The sequence below is a fragment of the Vibrio sp. 1F263 genome, assembly GCF_041439035.1.
Lineage (GTDB): Bacteria > Pseudomonadota > Gammaproteobacteria > Enterobacterales > Vibrionaceae > Vibrio > Vibrio tasmaniensis_A.
The window spans coordinates 107,315-128,097 of record NZ_JBGONI010000004.1 but is presented as its reverse complement, the minus strand read 5'-3'; the positions used below and the strand labels follow the sequence as shown (position 1 = coordinate 128,097).

Here is a 20,783-nt window from a genome sequence, read left to right as displayed (position 1 = left end):
GCCCACCGCAGCAGGCTGACGATTCCTTATTTGGTTGAAGCAGACAGTTCGCCAGTCGAGCTAGGCTGTGGCTTGGTGTCAGGCTTTGATTCGTGCTGAGGTTTATCTGCATAGTGGGTCTGTTTGTCGAAAATCATCAGCAAGCTCGGTAGCAAGATGAAGTCGACTACCAACGCAATGAAAATCACAATCGCGCTGAGTAAGCCCATATCGGAATTGAGTCTGAAGCTCGACATCGCCAGTACAGAGAAACCAGCCACAAGCACGACAGTCGTGATCCACAGTGCGCGGCCAACTGTGTGGAACGCGTAACGAACGGCTTCCTCCGCTGATTTCCCTTCTAATCGTGCTCGTTGGTATTTACTCAAGAAGTGCACTGCATCATCAACAACGATACCCAGTGTGAGCGTAACCACGACTGACAAACCCAAGTTGATTTCACCAGAGATAAGCGCCCACAAACCAAAGCCGATAATCGCCGGGGCAATGTTTGGCACTAGGCTGATAATGCCCAAGCGAACCGAGCGCAATGCAAAAATCATCAAGCCAGAGATAAGCACCAAGGTAATAGGCAGAGTTGATAGCATGCTCACCATATTGGTTTCGCCGATGTGAGCAAACATCAGTGATGGGCTCGATGCGACCACTTCATACTGAGGTGCATTAGCGGCAAACCATGAGTAGATGCGCTCTTCGAGTTCAACCAATTCCACACTGCCTAAGTTGTCCACCGTCAGCACCATTTTGATCGATGATTTATCGACATTGATTTGGTTGTTCAAGTCCAAACCATAAGGCAGAGACATCTCGTAAAGCAGTAGGTATTGCGCTGCTAACTCTCGGTTAAGCGGCAATTGATAATAGCTGTCGTCATCGCCGTGCATGTTCTTGTTCAAACGCATGTAAACATCGGAAAGCGTGGCCACATGGTCGGTTTCTGGTTGAACGCGTAGCCACTCAGTAAAGTCGCCAATCGCTTGTAAGAACACAGGATCAGCAATCGCTTGAGATTCGTTGGTTTTGACTGCGATGCTGATGGTGGTCATGCCGCTTACGGTCTCTTCCATGAAATCGGCGGCTTGTCTGAACTCACTTGAGGTATCGAAATACTTCACCGATTCATCATTCACTTTGTTGAGTGGAATTAACGCGGCAGCGCCAACAATCACTAAGGTAGAAATCGGCAGCAGTGCTTTACGGTTGGTTACGACAAAATCACCGAGCTTATCCATGAAAGTCACTTTGTTTTGTGCTGCTTCATTCGCTGGCAAGGTCTTCACTGGCAAGAGCTTTAACAGCGCAGGAAGCATAGTCACAGATAGGAAACATGCGATGATCACGCCCAATGCCGACAAGTTACCGAAGTCTCTCAATACGGGAGAATCCGACATGTTCATCATCAAGAAACCAATCGCGGTGGTGACAGAAGTAATTAAGATTGGCATCGCATTAAGCTTGATGCTGTATTGAATGGCTTGTGCTTTCTCCATTCCGCGCTGCATGGCTTGTCTCATGGTCACAATCACGTGAACACAATCGGCAACTGCAAGGGTTAATACCAAGGTTGGAACGTTAACAGTCGCGGTGCTGAGGAACATCCCTGCCCAGCCAGACAAACCCATGGTCGCGACAATCGAAGAGATAATCACAACTAAGGTAGCCACCACGCTAAAGAACGAGCGCAACATAAAGGTCAGGAACACCAATACCACCAACAGCATTAACGGCACGAGCGTCGAGCTGTCTTCTTGAGCCGACATCATAAACGCGTTGTTCATGGCAATGATGCCCGCTTTATGGAATTCGACATTCGGGTAATCGGCTTGGTACTTGGTGATCATAGTATTGATGGCCGCGATCACTTCTTGCACTTCGGCGGTTTTATCCACTTCAGGTAATTGCACGGTGACATTAACAATGGTCACGTCACCAGAGGCTGACACCAATGCGTTTTTAAGCAGAGGTTCGTTGAGCGCGATCTGTTTTACTTTGGCGATTCGCTCTGGTGTGTGCGCATATTCTTCGTACAGCAAGTCTTCAACTAACAGGTCATCTTCAACCGCTTCGGTATGCTGATAATTGGCCAGCGAATCGACACGGCTTGAGTACGGGATCTGCCACGCGTCAACCGTGAGGTTTTGAATTAAGGTGAGGGTTTCTGGGGTGAAGACATTGCCGCCTTCAGGCGCGACGACAATCGCGAGGTTGTCGGTTTTCGCAAAGGTAGTTTGGATTTCGTCGAACGCCATCAACTGTTTGTTGGTGCCTTCGAAGAAGATGTTGTAGTCCCCTCTAAAGTAGAGGTTCTTCGCACCAAAAGCAGAAAGCATGATGATTGAAAAAACCACCAGCAGAACGATAAACGAACGCTTAGTCGGTATTGAGTGCCAACTGTTATTTAGATCCCCGTTTACGCTATCGACATTACGGTTATCTCGATTTTGGTGATCGAAAGCGGGCTTCTGGCTGTCATGTTCCATCACAGTCTCCATTTGTGACGATTCGTCATAGTTGTGTCTTAAAAAGCCAGCCGAAGCTGACAAAAGACACAATTCTTAGTCATACACTCAAGAAAACCAAAACCACGTTAGGCTATACTTAAGTTTATGACGAATCGTCACTAATGGTTATTAATAAACCCACATGAGTGGGCTTAATGGAAGCTTATCGACCTACTGATTCTAAGTAAGCGACTTCTTCACTGAACAGTTCTTGCTCTACACGACGCCAAGTTTTGCGGTAATCCCAATCACTAGAAAGGGGCTGCCAATTTAGGCCGTCTAGAAGCATGTTCGCGTTATGTAATACTGAATACGGGTCTTGTAACCGCTTGATACAATGACTGTTTGATGCGTTCTGCGACAAGGCATTTGAACCAAATGCGATTGACCAGTTTGCAAACACGATGGCATCTGAACCCACACCAGAAGAGAACTTAAGGTCACCGGCTTCTACTGCTCGGTTTACCATTGAATCGGCTTGTTCAATCACCAACTCTTCCAGTTCATTCATCTCGGTTACACGTGCACTAGACGCTTTCTCTAGTACCCACGGGCTTTTCGCCATGATAGCACAGGTTGATAGTACCGGTTCCATGCGAGCATAGATTCGGTAAGCAACGTGCAGTGCGACAATCTTTTCACGTGTGTTGCCTTCAAACTCTCCAGAACGAGCAAACATCAATGCCTCGGTCTTTAAAGAGTGAATACACAAGGCTAAAACCACGTCTTCTTTGCTGCAAAAGTGATTGTATATCGTACCTTTAGAATAAGAACTTGCTGCCGTTAGCCTATCCATCGTGAGGTTTCCGAACCCTTGTTCTCGAACCAGATCTTTTGCTAACAACATCAATTCTACTTCTCGGTCTGCTATAGACTGCTGCTTTTTAGACAACACGCCTTTGCAACCAAAGATACCTTGTTTATCGCCTTTACAACCAAAGCCAAACATAATTTCTCAGTCCGTATTTGAGCTTAGCTATCATCTAAGCTTCGCCAGTATTTAAAACGCTCCTATCCAATATATTAACACGAATAGTAAATTCATGTAGTTAACCATTTTGTGACGCTTCGTCATTTCTGACTTATCGTCATAATAGCGCAAATATTGATCATATCAAGGTGTTTCATAAAATTAAATTCACTTTATGAATAGATGAGAAAACCATCAATAATCACATCGCGTTACTCACCAGCCTGCCGTCATTAACTGGCATAGCATCAGTAACCAACATAAGATCAATAACCGACACAGCATCACTAACCAACGCAACATCACTAACCAACGCAACATCACTAACCAACACAGGAAGAAGCGCCTTAGTTTGGCGAAACCAATACAAGCCCATTACGCTGTCTTCATCTAAATAGAGCATGATGGTTTAGGACAGTCAGCTATTCGAGCCGAATGGAGGGGTACGTAAACCACGAGAATGAGTGAGTTCAGGTTCACTTTTTGGTGCAGACCTCTCCTTATGGTTAATATTTGGCTTACTAATGCCGTTTTCTACTAAGTTGCTATAAATTAGGTAAGGGGTGACTTACAATAGTGACAACGACTTACCTTTTTTGAGAACACGATATTGAGCGCCAAATATTCTTATTTAGCTTGGCAAGTGAATACTTCTAGCCCAGCAGAAAAGCTTGTTTTATTGATGCTTGCAGACGGTGCTGACGAATTCGGCTACACCAATGTGTGCTTACAAACAGCAGGTCAACTTTGTGCTCTCTCTACGTTTGGTTTAGCCGACTGCCTTAAGTGTTTAGTCGACCAAGGTTTTCTCGATAAGATAAAAGTAGATTATCGAGATCAAAAAGAGATTCACGTTTTCAAAATGCTCATTGAGCAAGAGCAAGCTACGGCGCACGTTGAGGTTCAACCGACCAACAGTATTCCTGTCTACTCTACGGCACCTGCACCTGCACCTGCACCTGCACCTGCACCTGCACCTGCACCCAAGTTTCAGCCTGCTCCGGCACCGATGCAACACATGCAGCATGCCCCTCGCCCACAAGGCCGAGGCTCAATGAACAGCAACACCGTATCTACTCATGATCTCAACGAAGAAGAGATACCATCATGGGCAGAACGTGCGTTTAAATTCTCCGGTTTGACCGGTGACCATAGTTTAGTATGGAAGAAATTTGTCCTCTGGTATAAAGCCAAAGCCAATGAATTAATGCCACTATCTCGGATTGAATCCAAGCTGCAGTACTGGCTAGTTAACGAGAAGCAAAATGAAAGACAACAACAGCAGAAGACCTCTCAATATTCAGGAAATGCAGGACAAGCTCAAGGAAATGGGTATAGACAAAAGCTTAGCCCATCTGAACGCTTCAGGCAGCAGCTCATTCAAAAAGGCAAAAAGCCAACCTTCTGAGCCAGCTTCACCTGTTGTTCCTGACTCTACAGGCTCTGTAGTACCTGAGGTTATTGAAGCACAGAGCACTGAAGTAGCGACACCCAATGCTGCTAGCACGGGTTCGTCTCAACAAGTGCCTGTTGTTGACCAAGATCCCGCTGAGTTGGAGCTGACAGATTGGTGTATCCATGTTTTCGGTTCTTTTTTGAGCGTGTACGAAACTCAGTGGGAATACCAATACGGTAGTGAGCCAAGCGGAAAGTTTCTTGAGTTTGCGCACTCTGTAGACTCAGACGGCCTTAATCGCGTGCTAATGCACTGTCATGAACGTATTCAACTTGGCAACAGTTGGCCGCCGCAAATGGGTGAGCTTTGGATTCTAAAGGATTCATTAACAGAAGAAGAGCTGCTTGATAGCCGCATTCGCGTGTTGTCACGCACAGCTGTTAACAACATTGAAAAATGGCTTATCCAAAACAAGCTGTACGACTTGAAACGCACCGCTGAAAACAAGCTTGATGGCCTGTTTAAGAAGTACTATTTGGAAGCAAAACGTTTAGATGAGAAAGGCATGCTAGAAACTGAATTACCGCAGTTCCTTCTTGCTGCTAACTCCGTAAAGAACCTGAACGATTTAAAACGTGAAGAGTACGAAAGCCAACACGGCAAAGCGATTAACCCAAGAATTCAGAAAATTCTAAACAGTAAAAAGTAGCCTTCTACGGTCTACGGTCTACGGTCTACGGTCTACGGTCTACGGTCTACGGTCTACGGTCAGAAAATACCGTCAAGATTACCCAGTCAATAGATACAAAAATGCCAGCTATCAAGCTGGCATTTTTTATGAGTTTTTATACCAATCACAGTAAGTAAATGATCATAAATAGCGCCGGAAAAAGGCTTGAGAACAAGGCAGCAATTTTTGATAAGTAGTTATTCTACAATCAAAATTTCTAACGAAGTTATCGAGCGTTTTAACTAGCTAGGATGAACAGTTATTTACTACGATTGGTATTATAAACCCATCAAACAATTATCCGACCGCTATTTACGATCGCCTTACTGATTAATTACAGTAGGTGGATAGTTGCGTTTAGAGAGAAAACGCCTGAGTCGTCATCTTTCATGTTGAAGTTTTGGTAGCTAGCGCCTACAGATAGTGGGCCAAAGATGAAGTATTCTGCGCCTACACCGTACATGATATCAACTTCGTCTTGCTTGAAGCCGTTCGCTTTAAGCTCGTAAGAGTGAAGACCACCCTTCGCGTATACGTGAAGAGGACCAAAGTCGATGCTTGGTTTGATTGCTAGGTAAGTTGTGCTTGCGTCTAGTTTAGTCAGTGTTTGGTTGCCGTATTTAACACTGTCGAAAGAACCTAGATCCCAGTAACCCGCTTCAACACCAATAAATGGAAGGATGCCCGTACCCACGTGGATACCCATCGCTGTCTCTTCTTGATTACCTAATGAGTTTTGACCACCCATTGCGCCGCCGTACAACCAAGAATCAGCCATCGCTGTTGAAGATGCACCTAGCAGTGCTAGAGCCAATAACGTTTTTTTCATATTCGACCTTTTTCGTCCTGTTGGCAGGCCTTGCGTGGTAATGAATTGCCACCAAGTCGCCCTGTATGTAATAACTATTCAATTAGTAATGCAATAAGCAAGATTTATACCCAAACCTTGCCACTGCGTCTAGCTTTATTCGTTTAGCAAGCATCAATCGCGTTTTTAACACGCTTATCTGATACTGGGTAAGGTGTACCGAGTTGCTGTGCGAAGAAGCTTACACGAAGCTCTTCTATCATCCAACGCACCTCTTTTACATTTTCTGGAACCGCGATCCCTTTTGGAATTTTATTCAGCAGCTCTTTGTAATCATTCATTACAGAGTCCACTTTGATCATATGAAGGCGATCTTTATTCGGATCAATCGGCAGTTTTTCCATTCGGCGCTCTATCGCTTTCATATAGCGTAGAATATCCGGCAAGCGTTTCCAGCCGCATTCTGTGGCAAACCCCTTAAAAATCAAACCTTCTATTTGAGCTTTAATGTCTGAAAGCGCAAATGCCATTGAAAGATCGACACGCCCTTTCAGCTTCTTACTGATGGCGAATGCCGTGGTTAAGATGGTTTCAACCTGTTGAGCAATCTCAACAACTGTGTCATCCAACTCTGCACGTACGTGTTCTTTTAGAGCTTCAAACTGCTCTGGCTCCCAAACTATGCCGCCCTTCTGCTCAATCAGCTTATCAATACCACAAGCGATACAGTCATCGATAAGATCGAGCACCTGTCCGTATGGGTTGAAGTACAAACCGAGCTTAGATTTGTTCGGTAAATTCGAGTGCAAGTATTTGATCGGCGATGGTACGTTCAACAGAATTAAACGACGCTGACCCGATTTCATTGCAGTGATCTGCTCTTGCTCGGTTTCGAACAATTTGATCTCTACGCTGTCTTTGGTGTCCACCAGTGCTGGGAAGGCTTTAACATCATAGCCACCACGTTTCTGTTGGTAGACTTTTGGTAACTCACCAAAGCTCCACGTATGCAGGTTTTGCTGCTCGATGTCATCGTCTGCCACTTTAGAAAGTGTTTCTTGAACCTTGTCTTTCAGGCTCTCTTTCAACTCATGCAGGTCTTTCTGCTCTTTCAGTTTGCGCTTGCGATGATCCACAGCACGGAATGTTACCTTTAAGTGCTCTGGAATCTGGTCTAACTTCCAGTCATCACGTACCACTTCCACACCGGTCATGCGGCGCAGCTCTTTCTCAAGCGAATCCAATAATGGAGCTTCAAGCGGCGTAACACGAGCCAAGAACGCATCAGCGTAGTTTGGTGCAGGCACAAAGTTACGGCGTAGCGTTTTTGGTAACGACTTAATTAGGCTAATCACCAGTTCCTGACGTAGGCCTGGGATCTGCCAATCAAAACCGTTCTGGTCGATTTGGTTCAAGATAGGCAGCGGAATGTGGACCGTTACACCATCGTTGTCATCGCCCGGCTCAAATTGGTAGCTCAGCTTCAGCTTGATACCGTTTTGGTGCCAGAAGTTCGGATAATCCAAATCAGTAACGTGGCTAGCATCACCTCTGAACAGCATCGACTTTTCAAAGTTAAGCAGCTCCGGTGTTTTCTGGCTGGTCTTCTTCCACCATGTATCGAAGTGACGGCCTGAAACTGCCTCTTCACCCACACGCTGGTCATAAAAGTCGAACAGTTCATCATCGTCGATCAAGATGTCACGACGGCGAGACTTATGTTCTAGCTCTTCTACTTCTTGCAGTAGCTTGCGGTTCTGTTTGAAGAAGGCATGTTTGGTTTCCCACTCTCCCTCTACCAATGCGCTGCGTACAAACAACTCACGGCTGACAGTGGCATCAATGGCACCGTAATTAACCAAACGTTTCGGAATGATTGGGATTCCGTAAAGCATCACTTTTTCGTGAGCCATTACCGCCGCTTGTTTCTTCGACCAATGTGGTTCGCTGTAGCTACGCTTAATCAAGTGTTTCGCTAATGGCTCAATCCATTCAGGCTGAATTTTGGCGATAACACGGCCCCAAAGTTTTGAGGTCTCCACAAGCTCAGCAGACATGATCCACTTAGGCTGTTTCTTAAATAAGCCAGACGCAGGGAAGATATGGAAGCGTGCGTTACGAGCACCTTGATATTCATTCTTCTCTTGGTCTTTCATACCGATGTGCGAAAGCAAACCTGATAGCAGTGACATGTGAATGCCATCGTAGCTGCCCGGCTCTGTATTCAGCTTGGTATCTAATTCACGCATCGCTTGGTGAATTTGGAAGTACACATCTTGCCATTCACGGATACGTAAATAGTTCAGGTAATCTTGCTTACACTGTTTGCGGAACTGGTTACTCGACAGCGCTTTTTGTTGCTGCTTAACGTAATCCCAAAGGTTCACAAACGTGATGAAATCTGACTCTTTATCGAAGAAGCGCTTGTGCTTATCGTCAGATGATTGTTGCTTGTCTGATGGACGCTCACGCGGGTCTTGAATCGACAATGCAGAGGCAATCACCATTACTTCGTGCAAACAGCGGTTGCTTGGCGCTTCAATCACCATACGCGCTAAACGTGGATCAATCGGCAGCTTAGCGAGCTTACGACCAATTGCCGTTAGCTTCTTCTTATCGTCGCCATGGTTCTTGTTTTTGTTCGCTGACGGTTCAACTGTCGCAATCGCACCCAACTCTTCAAGTAGCCTTACACCATCTTGAATATTGCGCTTATCGGGCGCTTCAACAAATGGGAATGCTTGAATGTCGCCTAGGCCTAACGCTGTCATCTGAAGGATAACCGATGCTAGGTTAGTACGAAGAATCTCAGGGTCAGTAAACTCTGGGCGTGATTCAAAATCTTCCTCAGAGTACAGGCGAATACAGATACCTTCAGCAACACGACCACAACGACCTTTACGCTGGTTAGCACTCGCTTGAGACACTGGCTCAATCGGTAGGCGTTGTACTTTAGTACGGTAGCTGTAACGGCTAATACGCGCCGTACCCGGGTCGATGACATACTTAATACCCGGAACGGTTAACGAGGTTTCTGCCACGTTGGTCGCCAGAACAATGCGTCGACCAGTATGAGACTGGAAGATACGGTTCTGTTCACCCGCAGAAAGGCGTGCGTAAAGCGGAACAATTTCGGTATCACGCAAGTTACGTTTACTTAAAGAGTCCGCGGTATCACGAATCTCACGCTCACCGTTCATGAAGATCAAGATATCGCCTTGGCCTTCATCACACAGCTCATCAACGGCTTCAAAGATACCTTCGATTTGATCGCGGTCTGAATCACTGTCATCACCACCTAATGGGCGGTAACGCGTATCTACTGGGTAAGTACGGCCTGACACTTCAATGATCGGTGCGTTGTTAAAGTGCTTCGAGAAACGCTCAGGATCGATAGTCGCCGACGTGATAATCACTTTCAAGTCAGGACGCTTTGGTAGAAGCTCTCTCAAGTAACCCATGATGAAGTCGATGTTCAGGCTACGTTCGTGCGCTTCATCGATAATGATGGTGTCGTACTGGCTTAAGAAACGGTCGTGTTGAATTTCCGCCAGTAGAATACCGTCGGTCATCAATTTGATTTGGGTGTTTTCAGAAATTTGGTCGTTGAATCGAACCTTGTAACCAACGAATTCACCCAACTGCGTTTCCATCTCTTCCGCAATACGGTTTGCAACCGAACGCGCCGCAAGACGACGAGGCTGAGTATGACCAATTAGGCCAAAACGACCTCGGCCAAGCTCAGAACAGATCTTGGGTAACTGAGTAGTTTTACCCGACCCCGTTTCACCCGCCACGATAACTACTTGGTTTTCAGCAATGGCTTTCGCAATATCATCGCGCTTTTGGCTTACTGGGAGAATCTCTGGGTATTCGATGGTTGGTTTCTGCGCAGCACGCTGAGTTGCCGTCATCATTGACTTGGCAATATCTAACGCAATCTCATCGAAGACAGCGTGCTTAGATTGTTCGTTCTTGATTTTACTCGCGCCAGTAATTCGCTTACTCAAGCGGAAGCGATCGCGCATCATACATTCGTGGAGCGCTTTACGAAGAGATACTGGGCTATTCTGAGATGATTTTGTCTTTGTCGCTGATTGTTCAGCTTTTTTGGTATTTGATTGTTCAGCATTTAATTGTTTAGCAGGTCGGTTCGATGCAGGCTTATTTGATTTCGCTTTGCTCTGTGAAGAACTTGGCTGTGCTGCATTCTTGTTGTTATCTGCTTTTTCCGGAGACGAAGTCAAAGCGTGTCCTATTCTTGTACTTATTAAACTCGCGCGATTATATCACAAGTCTCAAACAAAAAAGCCTGACAACAAAGGGAAAACCTTTTGCTATCAGGCTGATTAGTCACTCTCACGTTAGTAAAAGCGATGGAAGCGTGACGAACGCAAACCGAATGTTTCAAAAATCACAGTTAAAAACTAAACGCTAAAAACGCCTGTTATAAACTGCCTGCTAAAAAACGCGCTTAAAACTCGTACTGTAGATAAACCGTGTTGTAGTTACTGCCGCCTTTGATTCGACCAAACTGAGAGGCGTTTTCAAAAATAGCAGAACGGTGATGCAACGAATAGCCGAACCATAAGTTGTTCAGGTCATTCTTACCCACCAAATCGCCTACGTTTACATCGACCGAAAAGTCGAGATAATTAAGCAAGTGGCTCCCGTTATAACCCTTCTCTTTCATCTCTTTCGCTTCGATGTAAGTCAGCGAATCGATGTAAGACATACCTTCTGCCACACCAACACGCCATTGTGTCGGCCAGTCGAAAGTGTAATACGCTTTGATAGCGACAATGTATTCAGTGCTGCTTGACTGAACCTCTGAATTCCAGTGATGCGCGATACCCGGTGTTAAGTAGATGTCCAATGGGAAACCGAAGATCTCATCGGTTAACGGGTGGCCATAGAAGAAGGAGGTCAACTGGTTGTTGTATTCGTCTTTCTCCCTGTTGAATTTCATGATGTCGCCAATATTCGATGGCGTCGCCCAGCCGTGTGCAACACGTAAATACGGCGCATTGCTCAGCTTAGGTTTTGGCGCTTTGGTTTTATCATTGAAAAAGCCAAAACCAAGGTAAAGTTCGCCTTGATAACGGTCTTCAACAATCGACGAATCGTAAGCGTTGTCATCCAGTCGAGTCACACTGGTTGAACCCAATAAGTATAAGTTCGAAACCACATGGTAACGCGCTTCTACACCGACATTCAGGTCCACACCTGCGCCGATGGTTTCATTTGCTGCTGAGTAATACTCGCTGTTGAAATCCGCACTTTTGTAGCGCAGTGTCGCACGCGGAGTGAACTCCCAGTCTCCGGTTTCATACTTAGCTTTCGCACGTAAGTTACCGTGAAAATTGAATTCACTGTCGCTCATTAACTCCGTTTCGACAGACCAAGGCCCATCAAGTTGGTAAGTCAGTTGAGCACCAAAGTCCGCCGTATCACCTTCAATTTCATTCTGCTCAGAAGCAGGGATATCAATAAAGCGCATGCGAGAGATAGCATTAAGAGACCATTTCTCGTCATCGGGTTGATAAAGGTAAGCACCCATCTCAGTTCCATCAATGAACACATAGTCGTTCTTGAAAAATAGCATTGGAACAAAAGAGCTAACCGTTTGGTCGCCACCTGACGTGTCGTAAGGAATACTTGCCGTACGAAACATTGCAGCGATGCCCCACTCTTGCTCTTCAGCGGCCCACGCATTCGCACTTAGGAAAACGCTACTGACGAAAACAACGCCCGACGAAGCGAGAGTCGGTAAATATTTGAGCTTCATTCTTATGTAATTACTCTTTGTAATAAATTTTGTGTTACTGAATAGACATTTATTAGCCATAACGGCTAACTAATTTTAGGTTTGAGCGGCATTGACCGTTACAATGTAGAATATTCTCGGTTAAATGAAAGCATTGTGAAAGTCTCCGAATTACAAAACATTATAGATCACTTACCCAAAGATTCCGATCCGGATATTGTTATTGGTGAGGCATGGTTGCCCGAGCGTTTGGTGAATACCAACCTAGACGGCGACATGCTATTTCTTGAGTTCGATAATGCCCCTGAAGACAATCAAGGGGATGAAGAAGGCCGTGGTTTTGTTGAACACGAAATTGCTATGATTCGTGAAAAACTGGAGCAAGTGTTAGACGACACATCCGATACTAAGACCAAAGCCGATGCCCTATTGGCAATATTTCTAATGGGCCATGAACTTTCTAGCTCGGAAGTTATCGAACTCCTTGAAGCAGATGGTTCTGAAACACCTGAGTCTGAAATGATCGCGCCTGACATAACAGAGCCTGAAACGAACAAGCTCGAAACAAAACAACACCACGACGACTAGCCACCAACGATTTTAGGTACCGTATTGAAACCCTCTACGACATCATCTCTTCCCCTGTTACTCGCCGGACCCATTTTAAGAAAAACGACTGCAACTGAAGTCGTACTTTGGTTAGCCACCAGCTCGCCTCTGACAGGCAGAGCCGAACTTCATACTCAAGAAATAGACGATTCTGAAGCAGCACAAGACCAGCCGTTTTATACCTCATCGCTTGAAGATCATGATTCGATTCAAATCGGTACACATGCGTGGGTAACGCTCATCCGCTTACAAGGTGAGTTCCCGACGAATACACCTCTAGAGTATGACGTTCACACAGAGTCAGGCTCATTAAAAGAGCTCGCACCTCACCTTGTTTACAACGGTAAATCTCGCGTTGAGTTTAAGATATCTACCTCGGCTGATTACATTCTTCATGGCTCTTGCCGTAATCCACATCATCCAAGCAAAGACAGCCTCGTCGCAGCAGATAACAAGATGGCCGATCAAACCGTCGCTGAAAGACCCGATATGCTGATGATGAGCGGCGATCAGATCTACGCTGACCATGTGGCAGGTCCAACACTTGATGCTATTCAGCAAGTGATTCAATTGCTTGGCCTAGTGGGAGAGAGCTTACCGACTGACTCGCAAGTTAACCGAATCAACAGCAGTGACGCCTTATTTGAGAGCGAATATCACTTATATCAACGTGATCAGTACTTGCCACACCACACCACTTCAGAATCCATGCTCGATAAGTTCTTCCCGAATCGTGGCGTACCGATTTTTAGCTCTACCGATTGTGAAAACCACTTGGTCACGCTGTCTGAGTTTATCGCGATGTACCTGTTAGTTTGGTCGCCGACACTGTGGCAGTGTGTCAATCGAGAGCGCTTAATTGAGAATAACTTCACTCAAGGTGGACGCCAATTAACACCGACTGAGCAGCAACAGTGGCGTGATGAAAGCGTCATCATGGCTGATTTCATTGCTGGCTTACCGCAAGTACAACGTCTGTTCGCACATATCCCTACGTACATGATCTTTGATGATCACGATGTGACCGATGATTGGAACCTTACCGTGGGTTGGGAACATGCCGTAGACCAAAACCAGTTCGCAACTCAAGTCATTGGTAACGGCCTTGCGGCCTACTGGATGTGTCAGGGCTGGGGTAATAAACCGGAGAGCTTCGACGAGACATTCATCGAGCAAGCAAAACAGCTTTTTGTCGATCAAGCGCGCGTTCTTAAACAAACGCATGACGTTGAACAAACGGACAACCTTAAACAAACGAACAGTGAAACCGGCGATGCCGCGACTACTCACTCTGTTAGCGACATCGAGCCAAACAAGCATCGAGCCTTCATTGAGATGTTGAGTCGCTTTGAGGAGTGGCATTACACAATAGATACTTCACCCAAAGTCATTGTGTTGGATACCCGAACCCGTCGCTGGCGTTCGGAATCTCGTATGAATAAACCTTCAGGTTTGATGGACTGGGAGGCCTTGATTGAATTTCAACATCAATTGATGCATCAAGATAAAGTCGTGATCGTTTCAGCTGCACCGATGTTTGGCGTGAAGTTTATTGAAACATTGCAAAAGATGGCGACTACAATTGGTAAGCCATTGGTGATTGACGCTGAAAACTGGATGGCACATCCGGGCAGTGCCAATACGCTGATCAGTATCTTTACCCATACCAAAACACCGACCAATTTCGTGGTGCTTTCGGGCGATGTTCACTACTCCTTTGCTTACGATATCAAGCTTAGATACCGCCGAAATAGCCCGAACATTTATCAAATCACCTGTAGTGGCATTAAAAATCAATTCCCAGCGCCGCTGCTTAAATTCTGTGATGTGTGGGACCGCCTGTTATACAGTCCTCGCTCAGTTTTGAACTATTTCACCAAGCGAAAGCGCTTAAAGATCGAGAAGCGAAGCCCAGACAATCAAACCTTCTATCGCCTTTCAAACCGAAGTGCGATTGGTGAATTAAGGCTAGATGAGGATGGTAAACCACAGTCGATCACAACACTTAGCGGTGACGGTAAAACCACCCGCTTTCCTGAACCTTACTAGGGCGTGTTCCTTATTGCTGACCTCTTCGTAATGTCAGTTTTAAGTAAAGACGCTTGCGATCACACTCCGTAGGCCCAATAGTAATAATATTCACCATAACTGGAATGCTCTTATGTTTAACTCACTTACCTCGTTATTTAAACAATTAGTTGACGGCTCTGATTTAGGCAAAACGCCCACTGCCTCACCTAACTTAGCCATCGCCAGCTTGTTATGCGAAGTCGCTGGTGCAGACCACGCGATCAACGAATCAGAGCAACAAGCCAAACTGCACTTACTTCAGCGTTTACTGAACATAACCGAAGAAGAATCAAAAGCTTTATTAACACAAGCTGAGCCTCAAGTTGAACAATCTGTTTCTCTGTACGATTTCACTTCTCAACTGCGAGAGCTTTCGCAGCCGGTTCGCATAGAATTAATCAAAGCTATGTGGGAAGTCGCGCATGCGGATGGAGAGATTGACCCACTTGAAGATTCAGTGATCCGTAAAACCGCAGAACTGCTCTACGTTGACCACAGTGACTTTATCAAAACTAAGCTGAACGTCATCGGTAAAAGCTAACCAAAGGCTCGATACTCACGTTAAGTGACTGGATCAACGTAAACGGTCGCCATGCATGATGCCTTTGAGCTCTAGCGGCGTGCCCTTCTTAGTGACATAAAGGCCGCGCTGATTTGATACCAACACACTGCGCTTGCCTTGTGTTTGTTGAATGTATAAGTGCTTGATATTGAATGTCTGCTTATCTTGGGCCTGATCTTGATCCAATTGATAAAAGTAGTAATGATTCCCCCAGCGCAAGAACACGCCAAACATCTGCTTAGTTTGAGCGATATTCCCATCGATATCGTAACCAATGTACTGCATTTTGACTCGACCATTTTCCAATCGAAGTGATATTTTTTCCCAGCCTACCATCGGGTATTCTGCGGAAAATTTATAAGTACTTTTGGTTGCGAGCCCAGAAATTAAGCCTACATTTAGAATCACAAAAAACGTGAGTAAGATAGGCATCCAAAACTTACGATTCATATCACTCACCCTCGCTCATCGTCATTATCGTCATCGCAAGACAAAGATTTAAACTGGTGACTCATCTCTTTCCAGCGCCCGTTTATCAATGCGACGGCTTGGATATTCTGGCACCCAACTCCGATGCGATGCAGATAAAGCGAATCAACACCGAGTTCTGAGACGGTATTGAGTTCGGTTAATAATTCTTGATCAAAATTCAAACTGTCGTGATAAACATCCATGCCACGATAGCTCGTTTTATCCATAAAAAAAACGAACTGATAAAACAGCACGAGAAGAAGCGCGCTGACGACCATCCCTACGATACGAGATTGGTGACGAGTGAGAAAACTCTTAACCCTTCGCTGTTTATGAAGTTCCCGTTGTTGGGGTAATACAGACTCGCTTTTACTGTCATCACTGCGATCACTGCGATCACTGTCAGTATTAAAAACCTCTAGCTCAACGGTTTCATTAGGAACATTAACTTGAGCTACTTGAGTTTGAATAGCAGAAATGGGTGTTGATAGATAACCACCAAGCTGTTGAGGTCTGCTAAAACTGTACCCTTGCTTCTGAACCGTTAAAATTTTGCACTCACAGTTCAGTTCATTCAACGCTGTACGAATGTTCTTTATCGCTACGTTTAGCGAGCTTCCTGTCACCACCCGCCCAGGCCAGCAATGTTCAAGAAGGAAGTCTCGGCCAATCGCTTTCGGGCTATTCATCACCAAATGTTCAAGGATCAAACTTTCGGATGAAGACAAGGTGACCTGCTTGTTAGAGCTCGAATTAATGAGAGTATTGTTATTCAATTCGATACCCGAAGCGTCTAAGGTGATCTTATCAGGGCTATTGGCGTTCATTTCGGCGAGGCGTTCATAAATAAAAGGTCATCAAAAAGGTGTTTATTTGGTCGAATTAATAGCAAACCATACATGGAAAAGAAGAGTAATAAGTTTAGTCAATAATTAAGCCAAATATAAGCTCAGCAAGTAACAAGATAAAATAACAACAAGGTGAGCCAGTCACGAAAACTCACTCACCTATGAACATAGCCAAGTTTAACTCTAAACTTGTCATGGTCCTATATTAAGACCTCGTCGTTACGCAATCTGAAAACGAGGTCACAATTCTGTTCTAGCGAAATTATAGTTCCAGTTTGAATCCAAGTTCACTGATCATAACTTCAGCGAAGCCTAACTTTACTGCATTCAACTGACTGGCAACTCCGCGAGCTTGTTCTTCGTTTTTAGCCAATATTGCCATTGAGTAAATGGGTCTGATCATCGCTTTTTGGTTTGGCTTCTCTTGAGCTATTTCTTGATGTTTTAAGTAAGCAGAAGTAATCACGCCTTGAGCGCTCCAATCGACAACCATTTGTAAATCTTGGCTGATAATCTCATCGACAATGAATTGATTCTCAGGCTCTGTCCAAGCGAGTTCGACTGCGTAGTTTTTGAAAGCGACGTCAGTGTTTAACCACTTATTACCGATGTCTCTGATTTCAGTCACCTCGACAAGCTCTTTAAATTGGAATGGTAGGTTACCAATCAACTCTCGAACGTGCTGTTCACTGTCCGCTTCAATCACAAACTTAATCATCGGAAATTTCTTGTCTCCGATAAAGCTTTCCGATACGAACATATCGTGTACCAAGCCCGCGTCAATTAAGTTAGCAAATGCTTTTTTCTGATGAGGCATCGCCTCAAATACCGCTTGAGCATCGTCGGTTTTCCAAGCGACTGACACACCGTATGCCGCAGCATGGGCATGGGTTGAAAAAAGAGTCGCTGAAAGTAGAAAGCTAAAAATAGCTAAAAAGGTTCCTAGAGTTGTTTTCATTATGTGGTTTCCTGATTAGTCGCGAATAATTTCATACAAGTTAGGGTCAGCAGAAACCCCTTCGATTTTTAAAGGTGGTAGCTCTTTTCTCATCACTTGTATTGCATCATGGAATTGCTTCTTACTCTCCCATTCAGCGACATTGATAAAGCGGTATGTCGCGTCCGAGCTTAAAGAGCGGTGCAGTTTGGTCGATAGGTATCCGGGTTGCTTCATCAATACGTCTCGCGCATTTTCCCAATACGTTAATGTAGCGGCCTCATGGGCCGGCTCGACTGAAAAGGTATTTATCAATACAACGGGTTGTGCCGAAACCAACGCACTTACGCTTAGCGCCCCCAGTGCCAATCCATACTTAATAATGTTCTTCATCCTATTCTCCTTGTTTTGGGTGAGCTAACGCTACCACCTAGCCCTACCCAATCAAGGTCGAGACCTGCGATTTAATATTAATTAAAAAGCTAAATTTCAAACCAATATTATTCACTCGTAAAATAAGCGATGTAGCCATTCACTATTGATAAACCACTTGTTGAAATTAGGTTTCTTGGGATAGTCATTGCCCTTAACGTGAATAGTCATTGCCCTCAATTTGGATCGTCATTACCCTCAAATAACAGGCACAAAAAAACCACCTAATAAGTAGGTGGCTCTTCATTTTAATAACTCACAAGATTCAGGCTAACTTTAAGTGTTTAACCTTTCAGTATTTAACCAAGCGCCTCTCTGAAATACAAACGATTACAACATAGTCAGCGCAAGCTTTGCCAAGTTATAAGCGTCAACATAACCAGAGTGCTGACGACCTTCCCACTCAATGTTTTTCGCTTCTTGAGCAGCACGGTGACCAATACGTTTTTCTTTCAATCGATTCTGAACTCGATAAAGCGTGGCGATATTCAAGAACTCGCTGAACGGAGGCTCAATGCCTTTCTCTATACACTCTTTGTGTAAGATAAGGTCATCACGTCCCCACGCTGCATAGATTTTTTTCGGACCACCGAAGTTTTTAATCATCGACTTGATAACCGATTCTAATGGGCGCCCCTGCTTTTCGATTTTACGGGGTGTAATACCGGTTAACTCGGCGCAGAACAGAGAGACTTCATCTTTCTCTGGCTTAACGTAGTATTGTGCTCGCTTGACGATAGTGCCAGATGCTAGATCAATTTCAGCAAGACCAACTTCAATGATCTCGCCTGTTGTTCCCACACCGTCTTCGCTCCAACAGCACATTTCCAAATCGAAACATACCACTCGATTGTGATTCATACGTCGCCTAATTCTCTCGTCAAAAATTTTGTCAAATTGTACATGAGCCCAATACAGAACTCGACCCTAGTTGCATCAAGTGCTCATTTAGCCTGCAATTGTAACGCGATTTCGGCCATTTGACTTACTTAGGTAAAGCATACTATCGGTTTTTTGAAGGAGTTCTTCGATGTCTTCTTTACTGCGGATGGTAGCACCGATACTTAGAGTACAACTCAATAGTTGACCTTTATGCTCACAGTGAGACTCGCTCACCGTATCTAAAATGCATTCTAAATAACGAGCCAGTGCGTCGTGTTCAATGACGCTCGAAATGATACCAAACTCATCTCCTCCCATACGGAAGACATGATCGCCCTCTTTCAAACTGCCTGAAATCAACTGAATTACATGAACCAGTAAGGCATCACCAGCCGGGTGGCCAAATTGATCATTAATCCCTTTAAATTTATCGACATCAAATCCAATCAAGCTAAACGGCTTGTCACCTTGTATTGCTTTATCGAGCACCTTATTAAAGGCTCGTCGATTATAAATCTCTGTGAGGCTGTCATGATTGGCAAGAAAACGGAGTTCTTCCGTTCTTTCATCAATCATTTTATACAGGCGTACTTTTTCTTGGACTTGCAGTTTAACGATATAAGAAAGCAACAGTGAAATAGTCGTGCCCACGAGGGCAATCCCGGCCAACACCAGGTAACCATTAAACGAAATGCATGAGTCTATCTTGAAGTCGACAACCCATTCACGGTTAGTGAGTGTGATTTTCTTGGTGATATGTTGTCCAGTCACACCCTCATAACCTTTCGTTTCGAACAAGACAGGTGCATCTTCGGCTTCAAAACCGACATCACTAACGCGGACATAAACATTCATATCCCCAACCGTCGAAGCCAGCAAGTTCTCAAAATAGTATGTGGTGCGAACCACACCAATTACAACGCCGAGTAAGTTGTCACTCTCTCCCTCAAAGACAGGGTGATACACCAACATGCCACTCTTTTTTGTGTCTTTATCTAGCCCATCTTGTATCAAGCGAACTTTGTCTGAAATATTCGCCTTACGTGTCTGTTTGATATTATCTAGAACGAGATCAAATCGCTCTCTAGAAGAGTAAAAGCCAAGAACTTTGTTGTTTGGTTCTGTGTTGGGGAAAATATCGCTAGCAACGAAAGCTGGCTGACCATCCAAAATGTAGCCATAGGTTTTTGCTTGGTTCTTAGGAATGGTATACAGCTTAAAGAATGGGTACTTTTCTTTCATTTTCGCCGTGTGCTCAGCTATCTCGTCTGCGGGCACTTTTTGCATCCACTGCAAGGCAATTAAACTCTTTGAATCATCTATGGTTTGCTTAGCAAAGCGATCAAACTTATCCCAATTTTCAGGGTCATTTGCGTAGAAAAAATTAGCACCAGACCCAATATATGCAACATCATTATCTATAAAGGCTTCCAAGCTCAATGTCTGGTGAGTAGCAAAACTATCCAAATTCATATTCAGCGCACGCTTTTGATTAAGCATGACTAATACAAAGCACAAAACAGTAATCAAAAAACTGACCGAAAATACGACCAACGGGAGAGTTTGTCTCTTCAACCCTGTTAGTGGGTCAGTAGTTTGGGGCATGCGGGTTCCAAATAGGCTCTATTGAATGAAAAGTATATAACGGACGGAAATAATGCTCCATTCATGTTTAGTCCTAAATGTCACATTAAACGGGCATTTTGTAAATTTTACTGACCCCCATGACCAATAACCAGACAAATCTCGACTAAATTTCAAGCTAACACACTAAAAAGCCACTTGTTTGAAAACATTAAA

Annotated in this window: 17 protein-coding genes; 5 read left to right on the top strand and 12 right to left on the bottom strand. The window is 44.7% G+C overall.

The genetic code is table 11. From position 1 onward, the window contains the following. Positions 1-26: 26 nt before the first annotated feature. The 3 genes from ACED25_RS04155 to ACED25_RS04145 all read right to left on the bottom strand — a co-directional run bounded on the left by ACED25_RS04155 (position 27) and on the right by ACED25_RS04145 (position 3,874). Positions 27-2,543, bottom strand: a complete 2,517-nt coding sequence (locus ACED25_RS04155; RefSeq protein WP_371694691.1) for an RND family transporter — start codon at positions 2,541-2,543, stop codon at positions 27-29. 121 nt (positions 2,544-2,664) lie between these two features. Continuing rightward, on the bottom strand, positions 2,665-3,450 hold the full coding sequence (locus tag ACED25_RS04150; RefSeq protein WP_009847004.1) for a TetR/AcrR family transcriptional regulator: 786 nt from the start codon (positions 3,448-3,450) through the stop codon (positions 2,665-2,667). 223 nt (positions 3,451-3,673) lie between these two features. After that, on the bottom strand, positions 3,674-3,874 hold the full coding sequence (locus tag ACED25_RS04145; protein ID WP_139137586.1) for a hypothetical protein: 201 nt from the start codon (positions 3,872-3,874) through the stop codon (positions 3,674-3,676). Between the two features lie 207 nt (positions 3,875-4,081). Here ACED25_RS04145 and ACED25_RS04140 point away from each other — a divergent pair, with 207 nt between their 5' ends. Both ACED25_RS04140 and ACED25_RS04135 read left to right on the top strand, forming a co-directional pair. Continuing rightward, positions 4,082-4,879, top strand: a complete 798-nt coding sequence (locus tag ACED25_RS04140) for a hypothetical protein (protein ID WP_009847006.1) — start codon at positions 4,082-4,084, stop codon at positions 4,877-4,879. Continuing rightward, entirely contained in the window at positions 4,800-5,576 is a 777-nt protein-coding gene (locus ACED25_RS04135) for a hypothetical protein (RefSeq protein WP_009847007.1), read from the top strand. Before ACED25_RS04140 ends, ACED25_RS04135 begins: the two co-directional genes overlap by 80 nt. Positions 5,577-5,931: 355 nt before the next feature. Here the strand turns inward: ACED25_RS04135 and ACED25_RS04130 are convergent, their stop codons facing one another. From ACED25_RS04130 to ACED25_RS04120, 3 genes are all read right to left on the bottom strand, one after another. Next, the gene (locus ACED25_RS04130) at positions 5,932-6,426 is read right to left on the bottom strand and encodes an outer membrane beta-barrel protein (protein ID WP_009847008.1); all 495 of its coding nucleotides are present in this window, start codon (positions 6,424-6,426) and stop codon (positions 5,932-5,934) included. Between the two features lie 143 nt (positions 6,427-6,569). Beyond that, the gene (hrpA, locus tag ACED25_RS04125) at positions 6,570-10,652 is read right to left on the bottom strand and encodes an ATP-dependent RNA helicase HrpA (protein ID WP_017096756.1); all 4,083 of its coding nucleotides are present in this window, start codon (positions 10,650-10,652) and stop codon (positions 6,570-6,572) included. Between the two features lie 227 nt (positions 10,653-10,879). Continuing rightward, positions 10,880-12,193, bottom strand: coding sequence for a MipA/OmpV family protein (locus ACED25_RS04120; RefSeq protein WP_017096755.1), 1,314 nt, complete (start codon positions 12,191-12,193; stop codon positions 10,880-10,882). Positions 12,194-12,274: 81 nt separating this feature from the next. Between ACED25_RS04120 and ACED25_RS04115 the strand changes: the two genes are divergently transcribed. The 3 genes from ACED25_RS04115 to ACED25_RS04105 all read left to right on the top strand — a co-directional run bounded on the left by ACED25_RS04115 (position 12,275) and on the right by ACED25_RS04105 (position 15,392). Continuing rightward, on the top strand, positions 12,275-12,760 hold the full coding sequence (locus tag ACED25_RS04115; RefSeq protein WP_017101161.1) for a hypothetical protein: 486 nt from the start codon (positions 12,275-12,277) through the stop codon (positions 12,758-12,760). A gap of 24 nt (positions 12,761-12,784) precedes the next feature. Further along, positions 12,785-14,830 carry an alkaline phosphatase family protein gene (locus ACED25_RS04110; protein WP_371694690.1) on the top strand — a complete coding sequence of 682 codons (2,046 nt, stop codon included), beginning with the start codon at positions 12,785-12,787 and terminating at the stop codon, positions 14,828-14,830. 112 nt (positions 14,831-14,942) lie between these two features. Continuing rightward, positions 14,943-15,392 carry a TerB family tellurite resistance protein gene (locus ACED25_RS04105; protein ID WP_009847013.1) on the top strand — a complete coding sequence of 150 codons (450 nt, stop codon included), beginning with the start codon at positions 14,943-14,945 and terminating at the stop codon, positions 15,390-15,392. Between the two features lie 33 nt (positions 15,393-15,425). Here the strand turns inward: ACED25_RS04105 and ACED25_RS04100 are convergent, their stop codons facing one another. The 6 genes from ACED25_RS04100 to ACED25_RS04075 form a co-directional block, all read right to left on the bottom strand. Next, positions 15,426-15,863 carry a hypothetical protein gene (locus ACED25_RS04100; protein WP_029222865.1) on the bottom strand — a complete coding sequence of 146 codons (438 nt, stop codon included), beginning with the start codon at positions 15,861-15,863 and terminating at the stop codon, positions 15,426-15,428. A 5-nt stretch (positions 15,864-15,868) separates the two neighbouring features. After that, positions 15,869-16,711 (bottom strand): winged helix-turn-helix domain-containing protein, encoded by an 843-nt coding sequence (locus ACED25_RS04095; RefSeq protein WP_017096749.1) that lies wholly within the window; start codon positions 16,709-16,711, stop codon positions 15,869-15,871. Positions 16,712-16,994: 283 nt separating this feature from the next. Beyond that, positions 16,995-17,690 carry a hypothetical protein gene (locus ACED25_RS04090; RefSeq protein ID WP_017102684.1) on the bottom strand — a complete coding sequence of 232 codons (696 nt, stop codon included), beginning with the start codon at positions 17,688-17,690 and terminating at the stop codon, positions 16,995-16,997. 15 nt (positions 17,691-17,705) lie between these two features. Then, complete coding sequence (locus tag ACED25_RS04085) at positions 17,706-18,062, bottom strand: antibiotic biosynthesis monooxygenase (protein WP_012604199.1); 357 nt, start codon at positions 18,060-18,062, stop codon at positions 17,706-17,708. Between the two features lie 369 nt (positions 18,063-18,431). After that, a complete protein-coding gene (locus ACED25_RS04080) occupies positions 18,432-18,962 on the bottom strand; it encodes a 3'-5' exonuclease (protein ID WP_009847018.1) in 531 nt (176 codons plus the stop codon). A gap of 87 nt (positions 18,963-19,049) precedes the next feature. Next, positions 19,050-20,588 carry a sensor domain-containing diguanylate cyclase gene (locus ACED25_RS04075; protein ID WP_012604200.1) on the bottom strand — a complete coding sequence of 513 codons (1,539 nt, stop codon included), beginning with the start codon at positions 20,586-20,588 and terminating at the stop codon, positions 19,050-19,052. Positions 20,589-20,783 lie beyond the last annotated feature (195 nt).

Excerpts from the sequence above, each read along its gene's own strand:
- ACED25_RS04150 (WP_009847004.1), bottom strand. The coding sequence starts at position 3,450 with ATGTTTGGCTTTGGTTGTAAAGGCGATAAACAAGGTATCTTTGGTTGC.
- ACED25_RS04145 (WP_139137586.1), bottom strand. The coding sequence starts at position 3,874 with ATGCTCTATTTAGATGAAGACAGCGTAATGGGCTTGTATTGGTTTCGC.
- ACED25_RS04135 (WP_009847007.1), top strand. The coding sequence starts at position 4,800 with ATGGGTATAGACAAAAGCTTAGCCCATCTGAACGCTTCAGGCAGCAGC.
- ACED25_RS04130 (WP_009847008.1), bottom strand. The coding sequence starts at position 6,426 with ATGAAAAAAACGTTATTGGCTCTAGCACTGCTAGGTGCATCTTCAACA.
- ACED25_RS04120 (WP_017096755.1), bottom strand. The coding sequence starts at position 12,193 with ATGAAGCTCAAATATTTACCGACTCTCGCTTCGTCGGGCGTTGTTTTC.
- ACED25_RS04105 (WP_009847013.1), top strand. The coding sequence starts at position 14,943 with ATGTTTAACTCACTTACCTCGTTATTTAAACAATTAGTTGACGGCTCT.
- ACED25_RS04100 (WP_029222865.1), bottom strand. The coding sequence starts at position 15,863 with ATGAATCGTAAGTTTTGGATGCCTATCTTACTCACGTTTTTTGTGATT.
- ACED25_RS04095 (WP_017096749.1), bottom strand. The coding sequence starts at position 16,711 with ATGAACGCCAATAGCCCTGATAAGATCACCTTAGACGCTTCGGGTATC.
- ACED25_RS04090 (WP_017102684.1), bottom strand. The coding sequence starts at position 17,690 with ATGAAAACAACTCTAGGAACCTTTTTAGCTATTTTTAGCTTTCTACTT.
- ACED25_RS04085 (WP_012604199.1), bottom strand. The coding sequence starts at position 18,062 with ATGAAGAACATTATTAAGTATGGATTGGCACTGGGGGCGCTAAGCGTA.
- ACED25_RS04080 (WP_009847018.1), bottom strand. The coding sequence starts at position 18,962 with ATGAATCACAATCGAGTGGTATGTTTCGATTTGGAAATGTGCTGTTGG.
- ACED25_RS04075 (WP_012604200.1), bottom strand. The coding sequence starts at position 20,588 with ATGCCCCAAACTACTGACCCACTAACAGGGTTGAAGAGACAAACTCTC.